This window comes from Larkinella humicola, assembly GCF_008727875.1.
GTDB lineage: Bacteria > Bacteroidota > Bacteroidia > Cytophagales > Spirosomataceae > Larkinella > Larkinella humicola.
Genome location: NZ_VTWS01000003.1, coordinates 543,964 through 563,997, shown reverse-complemented (window position 1 = coordinate 563,997; position 20,034 = coordinate 543,964). Strand labels below are relative to the sequence as shown.

Sequence of the window (20,034 nt, the reverse complement as noted above, 5' to 3'; positions counted from 1 at the left end):
TCGGTCTGGCCCTGTTTTTGTATAGGCAAAGGCCGGGTCAATCCAGAATCCACCTGCAATCTGATACCGCATAGTCAATAAGTTGTTGGTCAGGTGGATAAAAATACCCACAGTTTTTTTGAACTACGGAAAACCGCAGAGAGTTCTTTATCTTTGATTCTTACACCAAATGACTATGGAAAACCAGTTACCTGATCAGGACGCACAGATCAACATCGAATTAACGGAAGAAATTGCGGAAGGAATCTACGCCAATCTCGCCATGATTGCGCATTCCAACAGCGAGTTCATCATCGATTTCATTCGTTTGATGCCCGGTATTCCCAAAGCCAAGGTGAAATCCCGGATCATTCTGACCCCCGAACACGCCAAGCGGTTGTTGACGGCCCTGAAAGATAACATCCGGAAATTTGAAGATACGTATGGAGATATCAACGGCGCTGAAGATGCGTTTCGGTTTCCGACCCAGTTTGGCGGCCCGATCGGTGAAGCCTAATCCGGTAATGGACAAGAAATTACTGAAAATTAATTCGCCAGTCACTTTGGTTTTCCAGCCGATTTAGCTAATTTTGCACTCCTATTTTTCCAGAGGACTGTAGTAATACCAATTCTGATACAATGCCTACGATACAACAATTAGTACGCAAGGGCCGTGAAAAGCTGACTTTTAAATCAAAGTCGCCGGCATTGGACTCTTGCCCACAACGCCGTGGTGTGTGTACGCGTGTGTACACAACCACCCCCAAAAAGCCAAACTCGGCTTTGCGTAAAGTAGCCCGTGTGCGTCTGTCACATGGCAAAGAAGTTAACGCCTATATTCCGGGCGAAGGCCACAACCTGCAGGAGCACTCGATTGTTCTGGTACGGGGTGGTCGGGTGAAAGACCTTCCGGGTGTGCGTTATCACATCGTTCGTGGAGCACTTGATACGGCTGGCGTAAGCGGTCGGAAACAAGCCCGCTCGAAATACGGTACGAAACGTCCGAAACCGGGTCAGGTGGCTGCACCGACGAAGGGAGCTCCCGCTAAAAAGAAAAAATAATAGCTCCCGGATTTAATTGACTGAGCGTTGCCAACGATGCACAACGTTTAGAGTAAGATTTATCATCTGAAGATCATGAGAAAAGCAAAACCAAAGAAAAGATACGTTTTACCCGATCCTAAATACAAGGAGACGCTGGTAACGAAATTTGTGAACAACCTCATGTACGAAGGTAAAAAGAGCCTTTCGTACTCCATTTTCTACGACGCACTGGCGCTGGTTGAGAAAAAAACCAACGACAACGGCTTAGACGTTTGGAAAAAGGCGTTGAACAACGTAATGCCTTCAGTTGAGGTGAAAAGCCGCCGGGTAGGTGGTGCCACATTCCAGGTTCCGACGGAAGTACGTCCTGATCGTAAAGTATCAGTAGGCATGAAATGGCTGATCAAGTATGCCCGTTCACGTGGTGAAAAAACCATGGTCGATCGTTTGGCAGCGGAAATCGTAGCAGCAGCAAAAGGTGAAGGCGCTGCCGTCAAGAAAAAGGATGACACCCACCGGATGGCCGAAGCCAACAAGGCATTCTCCCACTTCCGGTTCTAATCCGAACCAAGTCAGTATTGAAAAGACCTCCCGAACAAGGAGGTCTTTTTTTGTTTAAAAGGCCATCATAAACTCGTTCAGATTCGCTTCCTGTGGCAAATTCAATCGTTTTCGCAAGCGATACCGTTTCAGTTCGACGCTCCGGACGGTAATGTTGAGCAATTTAGCCACTTCTTTACTCGAAAGATTCATCCGCAGGTAAGCCGCCAGCCGCATGTCGTCGGGCGTCAAACCGTCGTACTGGCTCAATAACCGCTTGAAGAACTGTTCGTGAACTTTGTTAAAGTTCTTCTCGAAAACCTTCCAGTCGTGCCGGCTTGAAATATTGGAATCGATCAGTTTGACGAGCTGGTTGATGTGTCCCGTTGCCTGATCGATGGTTTGCCGTTGTTGAACCTCATCTTTTAATTTCTCAACTTCTCCTTTCAGTTTGAGCAGCAGGTCATTTTTGTGAATCAGGTTCATGGTGGTGTTGGCCAGCTCCTCCGACTTGCCGATGACGTCCTGTTCCAGTTTTTCTTTCTGAACCTGCATCAGTTGCTGCCGGTGCTTTTCCTGTTCCCGGGCCAGTTTATCCTCCATTTGCTGCCGGACTTTGGTTTGATGAGTCGCCACCTGCCGCCGGTGAACGTAAAAGCTGCCACCAATCAAACCGCACCCAATCAGAAAGTAGGTCAGATAAGCCCAGACGCTCTGGTACCAGGGCGGCAAAATCTCAAACGGAAACGAGGTAACGGAACCTTCCGAAGTAGAACGCACCTGAAATTCGTAGGTGCCCGGCCGCAGACTGGCATACTCTTTTTCGGCCAGCGGGCTGAAATCCGACCAGTCCTCATCTAATCCGGCCAGACGGTAGCTGAATAAAGGCTCCTGAATGGATTCGGGCGTGCTAAAATGAAAGACCAGGTGGTTTTCTCTGGCTTTCAGAACCGGAGAAAAGGATGCCAGGAATGAAGCACTACGAAAGGTAAAATTCCGGCTGTCGTTTCCATTCAGAACGGCCAACTGCCGGATCAGGGGTTTGCTGGTCTGTTGTTGATTGCTTACCGCTGACAACTCCTGCCGGGGCAAAAGCGCATAGCCTTTCTCAAAGCAGAGCAAGTAATACACCGAGTCCAGTGGGACAATGTTCTCATAATCATCCATCCAGGCGAAGTGGCTGATGGAAAATTCCGCTTTTAAGCCGTCCGGTTTGGCCACCAGAAGACTGCCATCCTGCCGCAAGAAGAGCTGTTCATCGTTCCAGCCACCGAAAATTCGCCGAATCGATCCTGAAACCCCAAACTGCTTTTTCAAACCGGCCTCTTGGGAATAGGAAGCTACCCAGTTGAGGTGACTAATTTTCCGTAAATCCGCGGATAACTGGACCGAATACACCCCATTGTGGGCGTGACGCAGCCAGATTTGTCCCTCCGCATCTTCCCAAACCTGCCGAATGGGTTCGCTAAACCCTGTGATCGAATGGCTGAATTGCCATTTGCCGTTCGGGTCACGGCGATAAACACACAAGCCCGTGTACGTTCCCTGTAGCGCAAAACCGGGCTGTGAAGACAACGCCCGTAAACTCCAGCCACCGGTTTGCGTGAAAAGGGACTCCCACCCATCGGCAGGCGTTATCCGAAACGTACCGGCGTTGTGACCACAAAGCAACTGCCCGTCGAGTACGGTCAAATCCCAGACCTGCCCCTGTGAGCCCTCCACCAGATGGTAAACCGGTACACCGGATGTGGGGAAATCGCACCAGTATACGCCATGGTTGGTGCCTAAATACAGCTTTTTATGGTAAAGAACCGCATCGTAGGGCGTTCCTAGTTGACCGTTTGGATCCGTAAAATACTTCAGCGGGTAACTGAACGCTATGGCATCGATGCCGTCATCGAGTCCGGCCCAGACGTTTCCTTTGAGGTCGAGAGCCAGCGAGAGGACAGTATTGTTCTGCAGGCCCTGCCGCTGATTGACGGAATACAATAGAGTGCCGGTCGTATCAGTGACAATCATCCCGTTGAGAATCGTACCGAAAGCATACCGGCCATCCGACAACGCCAGCCCTTTATTGCACTGGTACCGCTGCAAAAACTGGCTGGCAGGGTGATTCGACCGGGAAAGACGTCCATTTTCATAGATGAATAAACCGTGATCGCGGGTGCCGATCAGCAGCCCTTTCAGCCCGTACGGGAGAATCGCATGAACCGCCGTGGAACCCAACGGCTCCGTATTGGGAAGGGAAACGAATTTTCCATTCACCAGTTCATACAAACCGTTTCCGATGGATTGGAGATAATAGCGGTTACGAACTCCGTAGAGAAAAAGCACATTGCCCGGTAAACGCACCTCGGAAACCCGCCCGTTGCGGTATAAAAAACCGGTCGAAAAAGACTGGAAAAACACGAAGTCAGCGCCAATGACAATATTCCAGATTTCTTCTTTCGGGAAAAGCTTGCCGGGAATCCGTCCGCTGAGTGAACGATAGTGAAGCACACCGGCAGCATTGGGCTGCCAATAGCCAATCTCACCCAAACCGCCGGTATAAATGCGTCCTTGTGGATCGATAGCCACCGACCGAACAATCTGCCGTTTGGGCAATCGATAGGTTTGCCAGCGCGTTCCGTCGTATTCCAGCAAGCCCTTAGAGTTAGCAGCATACAGGAAACCGGTAACCTTGTCCTGACAAAGCGACCAGTTTTGATTATAGGCCTGGTATTCCTGTTTCGGAAAATTTCGGATGTAGGGCGCCAGAAACGGATTTTGGGAAGTAGGAGCCGACATCAAATCGGATACAAGAAGTAACCAGATTGGAAGATGAATAAACCCCTTTATTCGTTGAAAGCACCTTGGCATGATGGGTAAGCACAAGTAATGTGAAAAGTTATTAAAAATGTAACAAACTCATTTACAGAACACTATCATAGGGTTATAGGCTGTTTTTAAGTTGAAAACTAATTGTGTAGTTAAAATGATGTAGTAGTGATGTACCCCATTTTAACAGAATCTGGTTGGAGTTCGTTTACATTTGAGCTAAGAATAAGCAAACAATTTATCAGAAAAATTATGGAGAGGGGTTTACTCAGTTTAATGGCATTGCTGCTGCTGACGGCTACGGCCTGGGCGCAGCAACGAGTCAACGGGAAAGTGACAGCGATCGACGGTTCGGTATTACCGGGTGTCAGTGTTCAGATTAAGAATACAACGAAAGGAGCCAATACCGACGCCAATGGTCAGTACAGCATCGAGGCTAATCAGGGTGATGTTTTGGTTTTCAGTTTTATTGGCATGAAGCCGACGGAACGCACGGTGAACGGCCCAACCGTAGACGCACAATTAGAAGAAGATGTCACTACGCTGACCGAAGTGGTAGCGGTCGGATACGGCGTGCAGCGAAAGGCGGATGTGACCGGGTCTATTTCTACCGTGAAAGCCCAGGACATTGCCAGCCGTCCGGTTGCGAATGCGACGCAGGCCTTGCAGGGCAAAGCGGCCGGGGTGTTGATTACTACCAACCAGGGTTTGCCGGGCGCAGCACCAAACGTCCGGATTCGGGGGGTTGGCACGGTGGGAAACAGCAATCCGCTGTATGTGGTCGATGGTATGTTTGTCGATGACATCCGGTTTTTGAACCCCTCCGACATCCAAACCATCGATGTGCTGAAAGATGCGTCCTCGCTGGCTATCTACGGGGTTCGCGGAGCGAATGGGGTGGTGTTGGTAACGACGAAAAGCGGTAAATCCGGTCGTACTGTGTTTAATTACGAAGGCTTTGGCGGGGTTACGCAGCTTAGTAAAAAGCTTGATATGACCAATGCCAGCGAGTTTGCCACGCTGGTGAACGAAGTGGCCGTCAGCGAAGGCGGAGCCATTAAATTTCCGAATCCGAGCTCGTTTGGGGCCGGAACGGACTGGTTCGATTATATCTTCCGCAACGGCAGTGTCCAGAGTCACCAGATTACAGCTTCGGGCGGCAACGAGCGGGTTACCTTCAACGTCAGTGGCAGTTATTACGACGAAAAGGGAATTGTTGACAAATCGGCGTATAACCGCCTGACTTTCCGTTTAAACAACACCTACAAACTGACGGGAAATTTCCGGCTTGGGAACAACCTGGCGTTCTCACGAGCGCAGTCCAACAACATCCCGGGCGGGATTGTCCAAACGGCTTATAATGCCGACCCGACCATCACGCCGGTCAATGCCAATGGGACCTACGGTTTTTCGAGTGTCAGCACCGTAGCGAATCCGGCAGCGGTTTTGGCGTATCAAACCGACGACATTGCCAAAAGCGGCCAACTGGTCGGGAATATCTATGGCGAACTCGACTTTCTGAAATCGTTCACTGTGCGCTCCAGCTTCGGGGTGGATCTGGGCCTCAACAACAGCAGCGTTTACCTGCCCCAGTATCTGGTGTCGGCCAGCCAGCGGAATGACCAGAGCAAATTGACGCGTGAGTATGGGCTTAACACGACCTGGTTGTGGGAAAACACGCTGACGTTCAATCGGACATTTAACAAGATTCACAACGTCAATGTGCTGGTGGGAGCGACGGCGCAGAATAGCCGTGCCGATGTGTTGCAGGGCATCCGTTTCAACGTGCCGGGGTATAACAACAACGTGAAATTCCTATCGCTGGGTAGCACCGTCGGCGCCCAAACGACCGATAATCCCGACAACCGCAGCTATGAGTTTACCTACGCATCGTACCTGTTTCGGGTCAACTACAACCTACTGGACCGGTATTTACTGACCGTGAGTCTCCGGCGGGATGGTTCGTCGCGCTTTCCGACCGAAAGCCGGTGGGCCACTTTTCCGGCCGTTGGCCTGGGCTGGCGGATCATCGATGAACCCTTCATGATGGACCAACAGTTGTTCAGCAACCTGAAGCTACGGGTCAGCTACGGAAAGCTGGGAAACACCAACATCCCTAACTATTTATATTATTCCCGCATCAGCAGCGGTCTGAACGCCATTTTTGGATCCGGGCAAACGCTGCAACAGGGCGCCACGCTGCAAAGTACCAATACGTCGAACCTGCTTTGGGAAACCGTTACCCAAACAGATATTGGTCTGGAAATGGGATTCCTCAATAACCGTCTGACGGCTGAAATCGACTATTACAACCGGAATACGTCCGACATGATCCTGAATGTCAACATCGGGAATGGCCGTCAGGTACAGTCCAATGCCGCCAGTGCCTACAACCGGGGTTTTGAATTCACGACGGGCTGGAATGATACCGCCGGCGACTTGAAATACAGCCTGAACGCCAACCTCACGACGGTGCAGAACGAAGTAACCAACCTGGGCAATGGCGGGATTCCGATTATTGGCGGTAGCCTGGGCAACGGCCGGACGGCTACGCTGACGGATGTGGGTCGACCCATTGGTGCGTTCTTCGGTTATAACCGAATAGGCGTTTTCCAGACCGCCGATGAAGTACGGGGCAGCGCTCAACCCAATGCCAAGCCGGGTGATTTGCGGTATGAGGACATCAACGGGGATGGCGTCATCAATGGCGATGACCGCGTTTATCTGGGAACACCGATTCCGAAAATGTTCTGGGGATTCAATACCAATTTTGCCTTCAAAGGCTTCGATCTGGGTGTCGATTTGCAGGGGACCCACGGCAATAAAATTTACAATGGTCGGCGGGCGGTGCGTTTCGGCAACGAAAACTACGAACGCATTGCCCTGGAACGCTGGACGGCCCAAAATCCATCGACGACCCAGCCGCGTCTGACCAACGGCGGGCCCAACTACGATGTCTCGAATTACTTCATCGAAAGCGGTTCCTTCGTCCGGATTCGGAACATTCAGGTAGGCTACACCCTGCCGTCGAGCCTGCTGCGTTCGCTGGGTGTGCGTTCCATCCGGGCGTATGTCAACGCCCTGAACCCGGTTACGTTCACCAATTACTCGGGCTTCTCGCCGGAAGTAGGCGGTAACGATGCCAGCACGCTGAGCCGCGGGGTCGACCTGGACGTCGTGCCGGTCTACCGCACCACGACGGTTGGTTTACAAATTGGATTTTAATTTTTAACGGGCAACCATCATGATTTCCATATCGAAACAATTTTTGAGAATTGCGCTGGCGGGTTCCCTGATGCTGACGGGACAGGCATGCAGCGAAGAATTTCTGGACAAAAAACCGCAGGGTGAGCTAATTGCCGAGGATTTTTTCAACAGCCAGGAAGGGGCCGTACAGGCTACCAACGCCATTTACTGGCAACTTCGCCAGTGGCCGACCCACGTTTTTGCATTCATCGGTCTTTCGAGTCTTCCGTCGGATGACGCCGACAAAGGGAGCGAACCGGGCGACGCGAGTTTCCTGAGCGAGTTCGATTTGTTTACCGTAACGCCAACCAACGGCGGTTTGAATGACTACTGGAGTGGACAATACCTGGGCATTGCCAAGGCCAATCAGGTGATCGAGCGGGTTCCGGCCATCGAAATGGATGAAACGCTCAAAGCACGGCTGATTGCGGAAGCCAAAATGTTGCGGGCTTATTTTTACTTCAATCTGGCACGGGCCTTCGGCGGGGTTCCGCTGATTATGCAGTTGCAGGACGACGATGCGCCAGCCGTGCCGCGTGCCAGCCGGCAGGAGATTTACCAGCAGATTGAAAAGGATTTGAATGACGCAATCACGGTTTTACAGGAAAAATCGGAATACGCAGCCACTGAACTGGGTCGGGCCACCAAAGGAGCCGCGAAAGGCTGGCTGGCGAAGGTGTCGATGTATCAGGGAAAGTGGAGTGAAGTACTCCGGCTGACGAATGAAATCATGCAATCGGGACAGTATGACCTCAAAACGCCTTACGAAGTGATCTTCACCGAAGCCGGTGAGAACACCTCCGAGTCGCTGTTCGAAGTACAAAATGCGGCCTTACCCCAAGGTGGAGGAGGGTCGCAATACGCCGAGGTGCAGAGCGTCCGGGGGCAGTTTGGTTGGGGTTTTAACGTCCCTTCCGAAGATCTGGTGAAAGCATACGAAACCGGTGATCCGCGAAAAGCGGCTACGATTATCGAGCGGGGCGAAACCATGCCCGATGGGGTCGTCATCATCTCGAATGCGACGAATCCGTACTACAATCAAAAGACATACGTGGCGCAGAACGAAACCAAATCACCCAACGGTATGGGCGATTCCAACAAGAACATTCGCCTGTTGCGGTATGCCGACATTGTGCTGATGAACGCCGAAGCCGCTAATGAGCTGGGGCAATCACAACAGGCTGTAGCGTCTCTGAATGCGGTTCGGGCGCGGGCGCGGGGCAGCAATGCCGCTTTATTGCCTAATGTCGTTTTCGCCAGCAAAGATCAACTGAAAACTGCGATCTGGAAGGAACGCCGGGTGGAACTGGCCATGGAACACGACCGCTTCTGGGATCTGGTGCGGCAGGGCCGGGCTGGCTCGGTCTTGCGGGCGCTCAACAAGCAATTTGTCGACGGCAAGAGCGAATTGATGCCCATTCCACAGCCGCAAATCGACGCCAGCGGGGGCGTATTAACGCAAAATCCCGGTTATTAATTTGTTGATGGTGGGAACGCGGATTGAACGGGTCAAAACGGATTTTTATCTGTGTAAATCCATTTTGATCCGTTCAATCCGCGTTCCCATTCAATTCTGTAGGCATGAGACTATTAAAATTACTCCTTTTCTTTTCCCAGGTTCTGGCCTGGCTGACCACCTGCTCGGCGCAGTCTGCGAACGAAGCCATTCCTCCCGTTGCCAACGAATACAGCGAGTACCTCGAAACCGTTCAAAAAGCCACGTTCCGGTATTTCCGGGATTTTGCGCACCCGGTTTCCGGCCTGGCTCCCGAACGAACGGCTACGCCCAACATCGTCACGACGGGCGGCAGCGGTTTTGGTATTATGGCCATCATCGTAGCCGCCGACCGCCGTTGGGTAACCCGCGCCGAAGCCGTGCAGCAATTGCAAAAGATGACCGGTTTTCTGGAAAAAGCCGACCGGTTTCACGGTGCCTGGCCGCACTGGCTCGATGGCAATTCGGGGAAAGTGATTCCGTTTTCGGAGCACGACAACGGTGGAGACTTGGTCGAGACGGCTTTTCTGGTGAATGGTTTGCTGAGCGCCCGGGCGTATTTCGATGGGACTGCCGCTGCTGAAAAAGACCTCCGGCAACGGATCGATAAACTCTGGCGGGAGGTCGAATGGGACTGGTACGTTCGCGATGGCAAACTTCTCTGGCACTGGTCGCCGAACCATGCGTGGAAAATGAACCACCCCCTGCGCGGCCATGACGAAACCCTGATTACGTATGTGCTGGCGCTCGGTTCACCAACGCATGCCATCAAACCGGAAGTCTACCAGAACACCTACCAGCAAAGTGACCATTATACCAACGGGCAAACCTATTTTGGCTATAAACTGCTGCTCGGTTTTCCGATGGGCGGGCCGCTGTTCTTCACCCATTATTCTTTCCTGAGCCTCGATCCGCGCCTGATGCAGGATGAACAGACCAACTACTGGGAGCAGAACCGCAATCACACGCTCATCAACCGGGCGCATTGCCTGCAACCGCGTCAGGCCATGTTTGGCTACGGGCCGGGCAACTGGGGGCTGACTGCCAGCGACGACTATAATTTTTACGATGCCCATTCGCCAACGAACGACAACGGCACGATTAGCCCGACGGCGGCTTTGTCGTCGTTTCCTTACACCCCCTATTATTCGATGCAGGTGTTGCGGAATCTGTATCTGCGGGAAGGAAACCGGTTTTTCGGTCCGTACGGTTTTTACGATGCCTACAACAAAGGCTTGAACTGGTATTCCAACCAGTATCTGGCGATTGATCAGGGGCCCATTGTGGTCATGATGGAAAATTACCGCTCGGGGTTGCTCTGGAAACTGGGTGAAAAAACGCCGGAACTCGGGACGGGACTGACCAAAATGGGCATCAAAAAACCGGCTTACCCGACGGGTTTCTATGCCTACGCCCCCGATTTTCGCACCGGTTATATTGATCTCTGGAAGCATCCCGACTGGGGGGCGTATGTACTGGACTTTGCCGTAAAAGGTACTGGGGCCATCACTCTGGCGGTTTTTGACGAAGCTGGCCGGGAGGTGCGGAAACTGATCGATGCTAAAACCTATCCGGAAGGAATGCAGCAATTGGCCTTTCAGTTTCCGGATGGGAAGTATGAATTTGAGCTGGTGCAGGGCGCGGACAAGCAGCGTGTTAAGATTTCACTTCATCAAAGTGTTGATAATCAGTAGGGAGGCAACCCTGTCAGCGGTCGAAGACCCTGACAGCGGTTTGTTGTTAGTATCGCTTTTCTAACCGCTGTCAGGGTCTTCGACCGCTGACAGGGTTAGAAAAGCGAATAAATGAACGGTGCCAGCGCCGAACCCGTTGTTAAAACCGTCAAGGCGCTCAGGAGCAGCAACAGAATCAGCAGCGGGTAGAGCCAGTACCGCTTGCGGGTGCGCATAAAAAGCCAGAATTCGCGTAGAAATTCCATGGTCGGGTTAGTTTTTAATCGCCTGGAGTTGGGATTTTAATTGCAGGGCTACGGCATTCCGGGGATCGGTGCGCAGGGATTTTGCCACGTATTTAGCGGCTCCGTCGGCATTGGCGAATTTCAGATACCCGGCGGCTAGCTGATTGCTCAGAGCCACGTTCGTCGTGTCGGTTAAATACCGGTTTTTGACAGACACCAGTTGTTCCACAAACGTTTGCAATTCGGTCAGGCTGAATTGGGTTTCGTTATGCGCGGCTGCATAACGGAGATACACCAGGGCTTCGTCGGGCCGATCCAGTTTCAGCAACGAGATGAACAGGCTCTGCGCCGTGGGAAAGGCTGGTTCCAGGTCAAACGCCTTTTTCAGATGCCAAACCGCCTGTTCAGGCTGGTTCAGGCTCAAGGATAATTTCCCGGCCTGCGCATAAAAACCGGGATCATACGGATATTCCAGCGACAAGGCTTCGGTGACCTGCAAAGCGCCCTGCGGGTTATTCTCGTTCTGGTAATGCGCCAGCAGTTGATCCATCGCGTCGCGCCAGGAAAGCTGCTTCACCACCAACGCCCCCGCCAGTTGCTCCTCCACGGTTTTGGCACGTTTTTCTTCGGGCGGCATCGGTTCATTAAACGGCCAGCCTTCTTTCAGAATCAGCATTTCAAAAACACCCTTCAGTGAATCGACGGACGTAATCGGCATGTGCTGGCGCAATTGAGCCAGGGACAGTTCGTTTGTCCAGTCGGCAGCAATGAGTTTCCTTTTTTTCAGGGCTTCGTAAAACGCGTCGGACAGCAGCGCATAGCCGTACAAATTCGGGTGAACGTGTTCCAGTAAGGTCTCGTGTCCCAGAATGCCGTTCGGCGAATACCGTTCAAAAACCGCCCGGGTGTCCACTTCCGTCACGTTTGGGTATTGAGCCGTCAGCTCCTGAATAACCTGATTGATGGCTTCCGGCGCCCGAAACCGCAGCAAATCCAATTCTTTCGCCCTGACAAAACGGTTTTTTGCGGCCTTAAAATCACCTTTTGCATAGGCTTGTTGCGCCTGTTTAAACTGCTCCTGCGCCGATTGGGCGGCATTTCCCGGCGCGCTGATGAACGGTTTTAGATCCTTTTCATTGCTGACCAGATTGCTGATCAATACCGGAATATGATGTTCTGAGAAGAGCTGACAGAGCTCGTTCAGGTTGGTTTTAAATTGTTCAATGCCCTGGTGATACGCTTCCGATCCGTACGGAATTTGCTGGTCGGCGGCCATGCGTTTCATCAGGTTTTCGCGCAAATCCACGTTTTCGCCCGAAACGGTTTTTCGAATACCGCCGAGCATTCGGTTCAGGAGTTGCATCAGCCGGAATTCCCGGAGTTTCAACACCAGACGCACGAGAGCAGGATGACCGCCCAGCGAACTGGTTGAGCCGACGCCCATAGCACCGTAATATTCATTGTGGCCGGTATAAATTAAAATTGCATCCGGTTCATAATCAATTAATTGTTTGCCAAAACCGAAAACCGTGTAGGAGTTGACGGCCGTCAGCGAAAGGTTGATGATTTCAAAATTCCGGTTCGGGAAGGTATGCATCAGCCGGTAGTGCAGCCAGCGGTGGAACGAGCCGTTGTGGAAATAGGGATAGCCGATGGTGGTCGATTCGCCCAGGACAAAAATCCGGAACGTGCCATCCGCTTTTCGCTGTCGGAAGGGTTCGAAATTCCCAACGGTCGCGTTGGCGGTTTCGGTAAAATACCGCTCCGACGCGTGTTGATTCATGATCAAAAAACCGTTGTGTTGCGGGTCTTCCACGAACAAGCGGTAATCCTGGCCGTAGCCGAACAGCCGGAGGAAGCCTTCGGCCAATCCCAGCAGCAACACCGGCAACAGCACCGCAAGTCCTTTAAACAGCCATAACCGCTTCTTCATGAATCAAACCGGTTACCGTTTGGCCGTCAAATGATAGGTTCCAACTTCTTTGCCATCGTCGAGCAACATGCTCAGATGCAGGTCTTTTCGGTCGGCTTTCAGTTTCATGATTGTCCGGGTACCGTCTTTCGAGCCACCGCCGATGATGATTGGATAGTTGTGTTGGTTGGCCACCGGCTCGTGAATCCCGTATTTGTGAGTATGACCGCTGATGCAAAGATCGATCTTGTGTTTGTTGAATAAGGGCGTAAAGACTTTCTGGCAGTGCATCGGGCCGTGCCAGTTGTTGTGGTGAAACGTCGGGATGTGCATGAAAACCACCCGGAATTTGGCTTTTTTGAACGCGGCACTCTGCATCACCTGCTCGACCCAACGCCCCTGTTCCTCGCGATAGGCATCAAAATCAACGATTCCGGCATAGACGGGTTCGCTATCCGGTTTGTCTTCGCCGGTGTCGATGACCGTAAAATGAACCGGCCCCCAGGTATAACTGTAGTAGGACTTACCGCCCGGATTGGAAAAATACTGCGGTAATTCACTGCGGTATTTGCCCCTCGTTTCGTGGTTGCCCCGCACAAATAGAAACGGAATTTCTTTGGCAAAACCGGCGGTGCAGGGCGTCAGCAGGTGGTCGATAAGCTGCTGCTCATCGGTCTGGTAATCGAACAGATCGCCGTTCAGGAACACAAAATCGAACGGATCATTGCCCTTCAGACTCAGCAGGTGCGTGATGGTTTCGGGCCGGTCGTGGACGTCGTTCAATACCAGGCAACTGACCGCATCGGATTGTTCGTCAGGCGTTTTAAAACGCAACAGGCCGCTTTCAATCGTCTGGCCGTACGTCAGTTTATACGGTTTGAAATCCGTAATTTCTTTGGAATACACCCGGTATTGGTAGGTGGTTCCCGGTTTTAAGTCACGGAGTGTAATGCCATTGATCCGGTTGTAGGCATCGACCAAACCATCCGTTATGCTGTGCGCTTTCTGCCCTAATGAATCGGTTTCGCCATACTCGACCCAACTGTACGACGGCAGATTGGCAATCCACCGCACCGTCATCGAACCCGGCCCGGCATATTGCAAATATGGTTCCGTCAGAAAAACGTGCCCTTTGGCCGGATCGGGCGACACCAGTTGTGGGTTGTTCGCCCAAACCGCTTCGGGCAAAACCGTACCGAGTGTGCCTAGACCGGCCGCCGATTTCAGGAAAGTCCGGCGGTTGGAGGAGTGGTTGGGATTGTTCATAATAAAGGGAAGGGACACTCGTTTGACCGCATTCCGTGAGCTACCCCAAAGGGGTTTACTGTTAATAGTCCAACCAAGTTAATTAATCGTTTTGAGCCCCGGTAGGGGCGTCCTAATGCCTGTTTTGGGAATTAGAACGCTCCTCCGGAGCTCAAATACTATTCAGGATTTTTGACTATTAACAGTAAACCCCTCCGGGGTAGCTCGCCGAATGCGGTCAAAATAGGTATCCTTTCAAAAAAGAAATTTTTCCTGCCAACTTACTCTTTTACGGCCGGATGATGGTTCCGTCGATTTTCCGAACCTGCCAGTTCGATTTCGTGCCGATGGGGTATTTAGCCGCTTCCTTCTCGTTGATGTCGACGCCCAGGCCCGGCACTTCATTAACCGACATATAGCCTTTGTTCATCGTGGGGCAACCGCTGAATACTTCCTTCATTTTGTCCGAAAACTGCACGGCTTCCTGAATTCCGAAGTTCCAGACTGCCAGGTCGATGTGCGCATGAGCCGCGTGGCCCACCGGCGACACGTCGCCCGGACCGTGCCAAGCGGTGCGGATGTTGAACCACTCGCCCAGCCGGGCCACTTTCATGGCGGGCGTAATACCGCCGATCTGCGAAACGTGAATCCGGATGAAATCGAACCACTGGTTCACCATCGGCTCTTTGAATTCGTTGATGTTGTTGAACAACTCACCCATCGCAATCGGCACCGACGTCGCCTGACGGAGTTGCGCAAACCACTTCATGTTTTCGGGCGAAAACGGATCTTCGATGAAAAACGGTCGGTATTCTTCGACCTGTTTGATCATGTTGATGGCGTCGATGGGTTGCACGCGCTCGTGAATATCGTGCAATAACTCAATCTCGTCACCACACTGTTTCCGAACGACCTCGAACATTTTCGGAACGGATTTCAGGTACATCCGCTCGTTCATGTAATTGTCGGTGGCACCCCCGAAACCGGCGGCTTTGAAGTCGGGTGTTGCCGAATTGGCGCCAACCGCCCCGTAGCCGCCCTGCTGAATCCGGATGTACTGAAAGCCCTGCTCCATGAATTTCTTTACGCTGTCGGCAGCCGCTTCGGGCGTGTTGCCGCCCGCGTGGGTGTAACACGGAATGGCAAACCGCGCTTTTCCGCCCAGTAATTGGTACACCGGCATGTTGGCGCGTTTGCCTTTGATGTCCCACAACGCCTGATCGAGTCCCGAAAGGGCGTTGTTCAGAACCGGACCGTTGCGCCAGTAGGAACTGACATAGGCCGCCTGCCACATGTCTTCGATGTTATCCACATCTTTTCCCACACAAAATTCATTCAGGTACGTATTGATGGCGACGATGACCACAGCCGCCCGCTGGGTGAAGGTGGCGCAGCCCAAACCGTATAAACCGGGTTCGGTCGTTTCAACTTTGACGACGATGAGGTTGGAACCCTGGGGGGCCGTGGCGATGGCTTTCACCGATTTGATTTTGACCGGGGCCATGGCTTTGGCGTAGGAGGGTGTGCCTTGCCGTTCGCGGGCTTCGGCGGTCGACATTCCCCCAAACAAGCCTAGCAAACCGGCTGAGGAGCCAAAACCTATTTTTTTTAGCGTCTCGCGACGGCTGTTCATTTCGGCGAAGTTTTCGTTTTTTTCCATGGGTACAGATAAGGGTTTAGATGCAAATGTGAATAGGTTTACGGCAAGGCAAAGGCAATGTACGAACCACCCGGTTTGTGGCCGTTTTTAACGCCACCGGCGGCAATGACCACGTATTGTTTTCCGCCAACCTGGTACGTGATCGGCGTGGCAAAACCGCCCGCCGGAAGCTGGTATTCCCAGACTACTTTTCCGGTTTTTTTATCAAACGCCCGGATTCGTTCGTCTTTCGTACCGGCAATAAAGACCAGGCCCCCAGCCGTAACAATCGGCCCGCCGTAATTTTCGGTACCCGTAATTGGAACGCCTTTTTTCGTTAATTCCGGAAATTCGCCCAGCGGAACCCGCCACAGGTAGTCACCGGTATTCAAATCGATGGCGTTTAGCGTTCCCCAGGGCGGTTTGACGGCCGGATAACCGTCTGGATCGAAAAACCGGGTGTAGCCATTGTTGATGTAAGGCGGGATATAGGGGAAATCTACTTTTTCATCCGTTCCGGTCAAAACCGGCGCGTTGTGCTGATCCTGACTTTCGGCCGGTTTGGGTTCCGGGGTTTTGGTATCGGCGTTGAGCAAATACCGGACAAGCGTAAACCGGTCCTGATCGGAAAGGTGCTGGAACGACGGCATCCGACCCCGGCCGGATCGTAAAACTGCGTTGATTTCCTGACCCGAAAGCCGCTTGCCCAGATCGACCAGGCTCGGGTATTCCTGTCCGCTGCCTTTGCGGTCGGGACCGTGGCAAGCCATGCAATTGGCCTGGTACAGCGTTTTCCCTTTCGAGGCAATTTCGGCATTTCGGGCGGCCAGATCCGCCATTCTCAAATCCCAGACCATCTCGTTCGAATTCTGGTACAGAATGCCCTGCGGATCGCTGGCGTTTCCGCCCCATTCGGCTCCACCCCCAATGCCGAAAAACAGCGTTCCTTCCAGGCTGGGCGGCATGAATTTGTCACCCGAACGGGTTTTTAGAAACTTCTCTTTGACGAAAGCATGTGCTTCGGGCGTCCGGTTGGTGATGTCGGCTTCGGTAAAAACCTGCCGGGCAAAGGGCGCGGGTTTGAGCGGAAATTTCTGCGTCGGCCACGGCACTTCGCCGGGCAGCGCGGGGGAAGTTGGGACATTCCGTTCTTCCACGGGGAAAAGCGACTCGCCGGTGTCGCGGTTCAGGACATACACCAGACCGTCTTTGGTGGTTTGGGCTACGGCATCCACGGTCTTGCCCTTATGCTTCACCGTCACGAGGTTGGGTGGACAGGGCAGATCGCGGTCCCACAGGTCGTGGTGAATCGTCTGGTAAAACCACTGCATATGGCCGGTTTCGGCGTTCAGTGCCAGAATACAATCGGAGTAGAGATTCTGCCCGGCCCGAATACCACCGTAGAAATCGACGGAAGGTGAGCCCGTTCCGAAATAAACCGTGCCGCGCTTTTCGTCGAGTACCATCCCGGCCCAGTTGTTAGCTCCGCCGATGCGTTTGTAGGCGTCTTTCGGCCAGGTTTCGTATCCTTTTTCGCCCGGTTGCGGAATGGTGTGAAAAACCCACTGCACTTTTCCGGTTCGGATGTCGAAGCCCCGAACGTGGCCCGGTGCCGCGTCGCCCTGTTCCGAAACCGCCGACCCCAGCACCAGAATGTCCTTGTAAATTACGCCCGGCGTCGTGGAGGTCACCGACAGTTTGCTCAGATCCCGCTTCGATTCGTCTTGCAGGCCCTCCCGCAAATCGACTTCGCCGTTTTGGCCAAAACCGGCAACGGGTTCGCCCGTCAGCGCATTGAGCGCATAGAGCGTCGAACCGGCGGAATACAGAATGCGTTTGTCGGTGCCCGGTCCGCCGTCGCGGCTTTCCCAGTACATGACGCCCCGGCTCTGGTTAAACCGGGGTGGTTTGTTCTTAAACGGATCAAAAAGCCAGCGTTGTTTGCCCGTTCCGGCATCGACCGCAAAAACCTTGAGCATGGGCGTCAGGCCGTAGAGAATCCCGTTGATGACAATGGGCTGGCACTGAATTTCGAGCGGTCTTCCGGCTTGGCCATCGGCACCAGCCGCGTCGAAAGTCCAGGCTACTTTGAGATTTTTTACGTTTTGGAGATTGATCTGGTTCAGGGATGAATAGCGGTTTCCGGCTTTGTTTCCGCCGTAGGTTGGCCAGTCCTGATTACGGGGCGGGTTGGTGCCGCCTTCGTCCCAATTAGGAACCAGGGCTGTACTACTCAAAATCAGCCATCCCAGCCCTAAAAACTGTAGCGCATACTTCATGATGGTATCCAGAAAAAAGATGGATTAGTGAGTTGATGCGGTTTTGGGCAGTGTATAAAAGTCGTACGAAATTTTCCACCTGAACGTCTGACCCGGTTCGGCTTTGATTTTAATGTAAGGCTCTGGACACACCGTCGTGTGAATTGACCAGAAGGCCAGTTGCACAATGGGCTGATCGCCGACTACCCGGACGCCGGACCCGGTTTTGGTGTTTTCAACGCGGAAATCATAGTCTTTGGCCGTGTCGCCAAAACCGGTCAGGTAGCAATGCGTGCTTTCGCCTTTGGGCAGTTCTTTCAGATACACAAACCGGTTGCCCTGCACATCCGCAAACGTGCCGATCCCCCGTGTCGGTTTAACCTGTAATTCAAATGGAAACGTGACCGAAATGTCCGGACCGGTTTGCTGGTTGTCGAGCATGAAAAAGTTATGATCATACACCGTCGTTTCTATGGTTTTCTTTCCGGTATTTTTCAGGCTGTGTTCCAGAACCAGCACCGGTTTGCCTTTTAAAAGCTTCACGGTTTTCTGGTAGCGGTAGGAATACCCGGCGGCATCGGTCAGTTCGTGGGTGAAAATAACCTCATCGCGACCGGTTTTTACCGCCCATTTTCCGGGATTGACAATGGCGTACGGCATCGCAAACCGGTAGGGCGAGTCTTTTGCTTTGCGCAGCGAACCGACGCCAATCTTCAGGAAATCGTCACCCGGTTTGGCTTCGTCGTAGCCAATGGGCGTAAATTCTTCGACCGGGCCGCTGATGGCGTCGTGCCCTTTCGGATCGTATTTCTCGAACCACTGACCAAAAAATGAATGCTCTTTATAGTCCAGGCTGGCAATCACGCCCGACCCGTCGAACCGGACCCCCTGGTAATACCCGTTGACCGAATCGGGCAGATACAGTTTCGCCCGGATGATCCCGTTGGTTATTTCCGCTTGCGGAAACGGTGGCAGGAGGGTGGCGCTGGCGAAACTGAGGAGAATGGTGAAAAAAACGACGATTTTCTTCATAAGAAAAACTAAACCCAACAGATTCTGTTATGCCGCCGAATTACCCCGGAGGGGTGTCCTGTTAATAGCAACAGCGGATCGATCCATTGTTTTAAGCTCCGGAGGAGCGCCCTGAAATCCCAAACCGCTATTCAGGACGCTCCTCCGGAGCTTGTATGAAATCATAATTCGGATGGCTATTAGCAGGACACCCCTCCGGGGTAATTCGGCGGCATAACAGAATCTGTTGGGTTGAATAAATAGATCAATAGCCCGGATTTTGCTTCATTTTAATATTCGAGTTGATCTCGTCGATCGGAATGGGTTGGGCGTAATCGGTGGCTTCCCACTGAATGGTTCCGCCCCGGATGCGCTGGTAATAAGCCGCTTCCTGGGCCCCCAACTGCCAGCGACGAACATCGATCCACCAGTGGCCTTCGCCAAACAATTCCGCCCAGCGTTCGTACTTGAGTGGATCGGATTTAAGAACCGCATCGGGGGCTTTCGTGGCATCGGTCAGGCTTTTGTAATCGACCGGCGACGCGGTATTGACCGGATAGCCGTAGGCCCGCCGTTTTACCTTGTTGATGTATTCCAGTGCCGTGGCATTGTCGCCGGTCCGCATGAGCGTTTCGGCATACAGAAGATACACGTCGGCTAACCGCAACAGCAGGATGTTGTTGCCATTGGCCATGTTGACTTCGGTTTCCGTAGCATCGACCGTCAGGTATTTCCGGAAACTCCAGGCTTCCATGTCCATTTCACTGATGTCGAGGAAGTGTGAAATGGGCCGTTTTTTACCGTTTACGGTCATGCTATCCACGTAAGGCTGCCAGCAGGCCACCCACAGGCGCGGGTCGACGGTTTTGTTCTGACGGGCTAATACCGAGCGGGTGATGTAGGCTGGATCGACGTTCGTGGCCAGCGGTT

At 52.7% G+C, this 20,034-nt stretch carries 14 protein-coding genes; 6 read left to right on the top strand and 8 right to left on the bottom strand.

The genetic code is table 11. The features are described from left to right. Positions 1-175: 175 nt before the first annotated feature. The 3 genes from F0P93_RS14400 to rpsG all read left to right on the top strand — a co-directional run bounded on the left by F0P93_RS14400 (position 176) and on the right by rpsG (position 1,584). Positions 176-496 carry a DUF3467 domain-containing protein gene (locus F0P93_RS14400; RefSeq protein ID WP_114406410.1) on the top strand — a complete coding sequence of 107 codons (321 nt, stop codon included), beginning with the start codon at positions 176-178 and terminating at the stop codon, positions 494-496. 122 nt (positions 497-618) lie between these two features. Beyond that, positions 619-1,041: a 30S ribosomal protein S12 gene (gene rpsL / locus F0P93_RS14395; protein ID WP_114406409.1), complete on the top strand. Its 423-nt coding sequence runs from the start codon at positions 619-621 to the stop codon at positions 1,039-1,041. A 75-nt stretch (positions 1,042-1,116) separates the two neighbouring features. Then, positions 1,117-1,584, top strand: a complete 468-nt coding sequence (gene rpsG / locus F0P93_RS14390) for a 30S ribosomal protein S7 (RefSeq protein WP_114406408.1) — start codon at positions 1,117-1,119, stop codon at positions 1,582-1,584. Between the two features lie 54 nt (positions 1,585-1,638). Here rpsG and F0P93_RS14385 read toward each other — a convergent pair whose 3' ends face one another. After that, complete coding sequence (locus tag F0P93_RS14385) at positions 1,639-4,350, bottom strand: triple tyrosine motif-containing protein (RefSeq protein WP_191908820.1); 2,712 nt, start codon at positions 4,348-4,350, stop codon at positions 1,639-1,641. Between the two features lie 282 nt (positions 4,351-4,632). Between F0P93_RS14385 and F0P93_RS14380 the strand changes: the two genes are divergently transcribed. From F0P93_RS14380 to F0P93_RS14370, 3 genes are all read left to right on the top strand, one after another. Then, the gene (locus F0P93_RS14380) at positions 4,633-7,605 is read left to right on the top strand and encodes a SusC/RagA family TonB-linked outer membrane protein (RefSeq protein WP_150877068.1); all 2,973 of its coding nucleotides are present in this window, start codon (positions 4,633-4,635) and stop codon (positions 7,603-7,605) included. 19 nt (positions 7,606-7,624) lie between these two features. Next, the gene (locus F0P93_RS14375) at positions 7,625-9,103 is read left to right on the top strand and encodes a RagB/SusD family nutrient uptake outer membrane protein (protein WP_150877067.1); all 1,479 of its coding nucleotides are present in this window, start codon (positions 7,625-7,627) and stop codon (positions 9,101-9,103) included. 104 nt (positions 9,104-9,207) lie between these two features. Then, positions 9,208-10,815: a glucoamylase family protein gene (locus F0P93_RS14370; RefSeq protein WP_150877066.1), complete on the top strand. Its 1,608-nt coding sequence runs from the start codon at positions 9,208-9,210 to the stop codon at positions 10,813-10,815. Between the two features lie 95 nt (positions 10,816-10,910). On the opposite strand, the gene F0P93_RS31500 is transcribed toward F0P93_RS14370, so the two are convergent. The 7 genes from F0P93_RS31500 to F0P93_RS32080 all read right to left on the bottom strand — a co-directional run bounded on the left by F0P93_RS31500 (position 10,911) and on the right by F0P93_RS32080 (position 19,864). Further along, positions 10,911-11,060 (bottom strand): DUF5989 family protein, encoded by a 150-nt coding sequence (locus F0P93_RS31500; RefSeq protein ID WP_171062891.1) that lies wholly within the window; start codon positions 11,058-11,060, stop codon positions 10,911-10,913. A gap of 7 nt (positions 11,061-11,067) precedes the next feature. Then, entirely contained in the window at positions 11,068-12,972 is a 1,905-nt protein-coding gene (locus F0P93_RS14365) for a GSCFA domain-containing protein (RefSeq protein WP_191908819.1), read from the bottom strand. Positions 12,973-12,984: 12 nt separating this feature from the next. Next, complete coding sequence (locus F0P93_RS14360) at positions 12,985-14,217, bottom strand: purple acid phosphatase family protein (RefSeq protein WP_150877065.1); 1,233 nt, start codon at positions 14,215-14,217, stop codon at positions 12,985-12,987. A 268-nt stretch (positions 14,218-14,485) separates the two neighbouring features. Then, positions 14,486-15,856, bottom strand: a complete 1,371-nt coding sequence (locus F0P93_RS14355; protein WP_225309490.1) for an enolase C-terminal domain-like protein — start codon at positions 15,854-15,856, stop codon at positions 14,486-14,488. A gap of 38 nt (positions 15,857-15,894) precedes the next feature. Continuing rightward, the gene (locus F0P93_RS14350; RefSeq protein ID WP_150877064.1) at positions 15,895-18,114 is read right to left on the bottom strand and encodes an outer membrane protein assembly factor BamB family protein; all 2,220 of its coding nucleotides are present in this window, start codon (positions 18,112-18,114) and stop codon (positions 15,895-15,897) included. A 24-nt stretch (positions 18,115-18,138) separates the two neighbouring features. Continuing rightward, a complete protein-coding gene (locus F0P93_RS14345) occupies positions 18,139-19,125 on the bottom strand; it encodes a hypothetical protein (protein ID WP_150877063.1) in 987 nt (328 codons plus the stop codon). A 244-nt stretch (positions 19,126-19,369) separates the two neighbouring features. Then, positions 19,370-19,864 carry a RagB/SusD family nutrient uptake outer membrane protein gene (locus F0P93_RS32080; protein ID WP_510186273.1) on the bottom strand — a complete coding sequence of 165 codons (495 nt, stop codon included), beginning with the start codon at positions 19,862-19,864 and terminating at the stop codon, positions 19,370-19,372. Between the last annotated feature and the right edge of the window lie 170 nt (positions 19,865-20,034).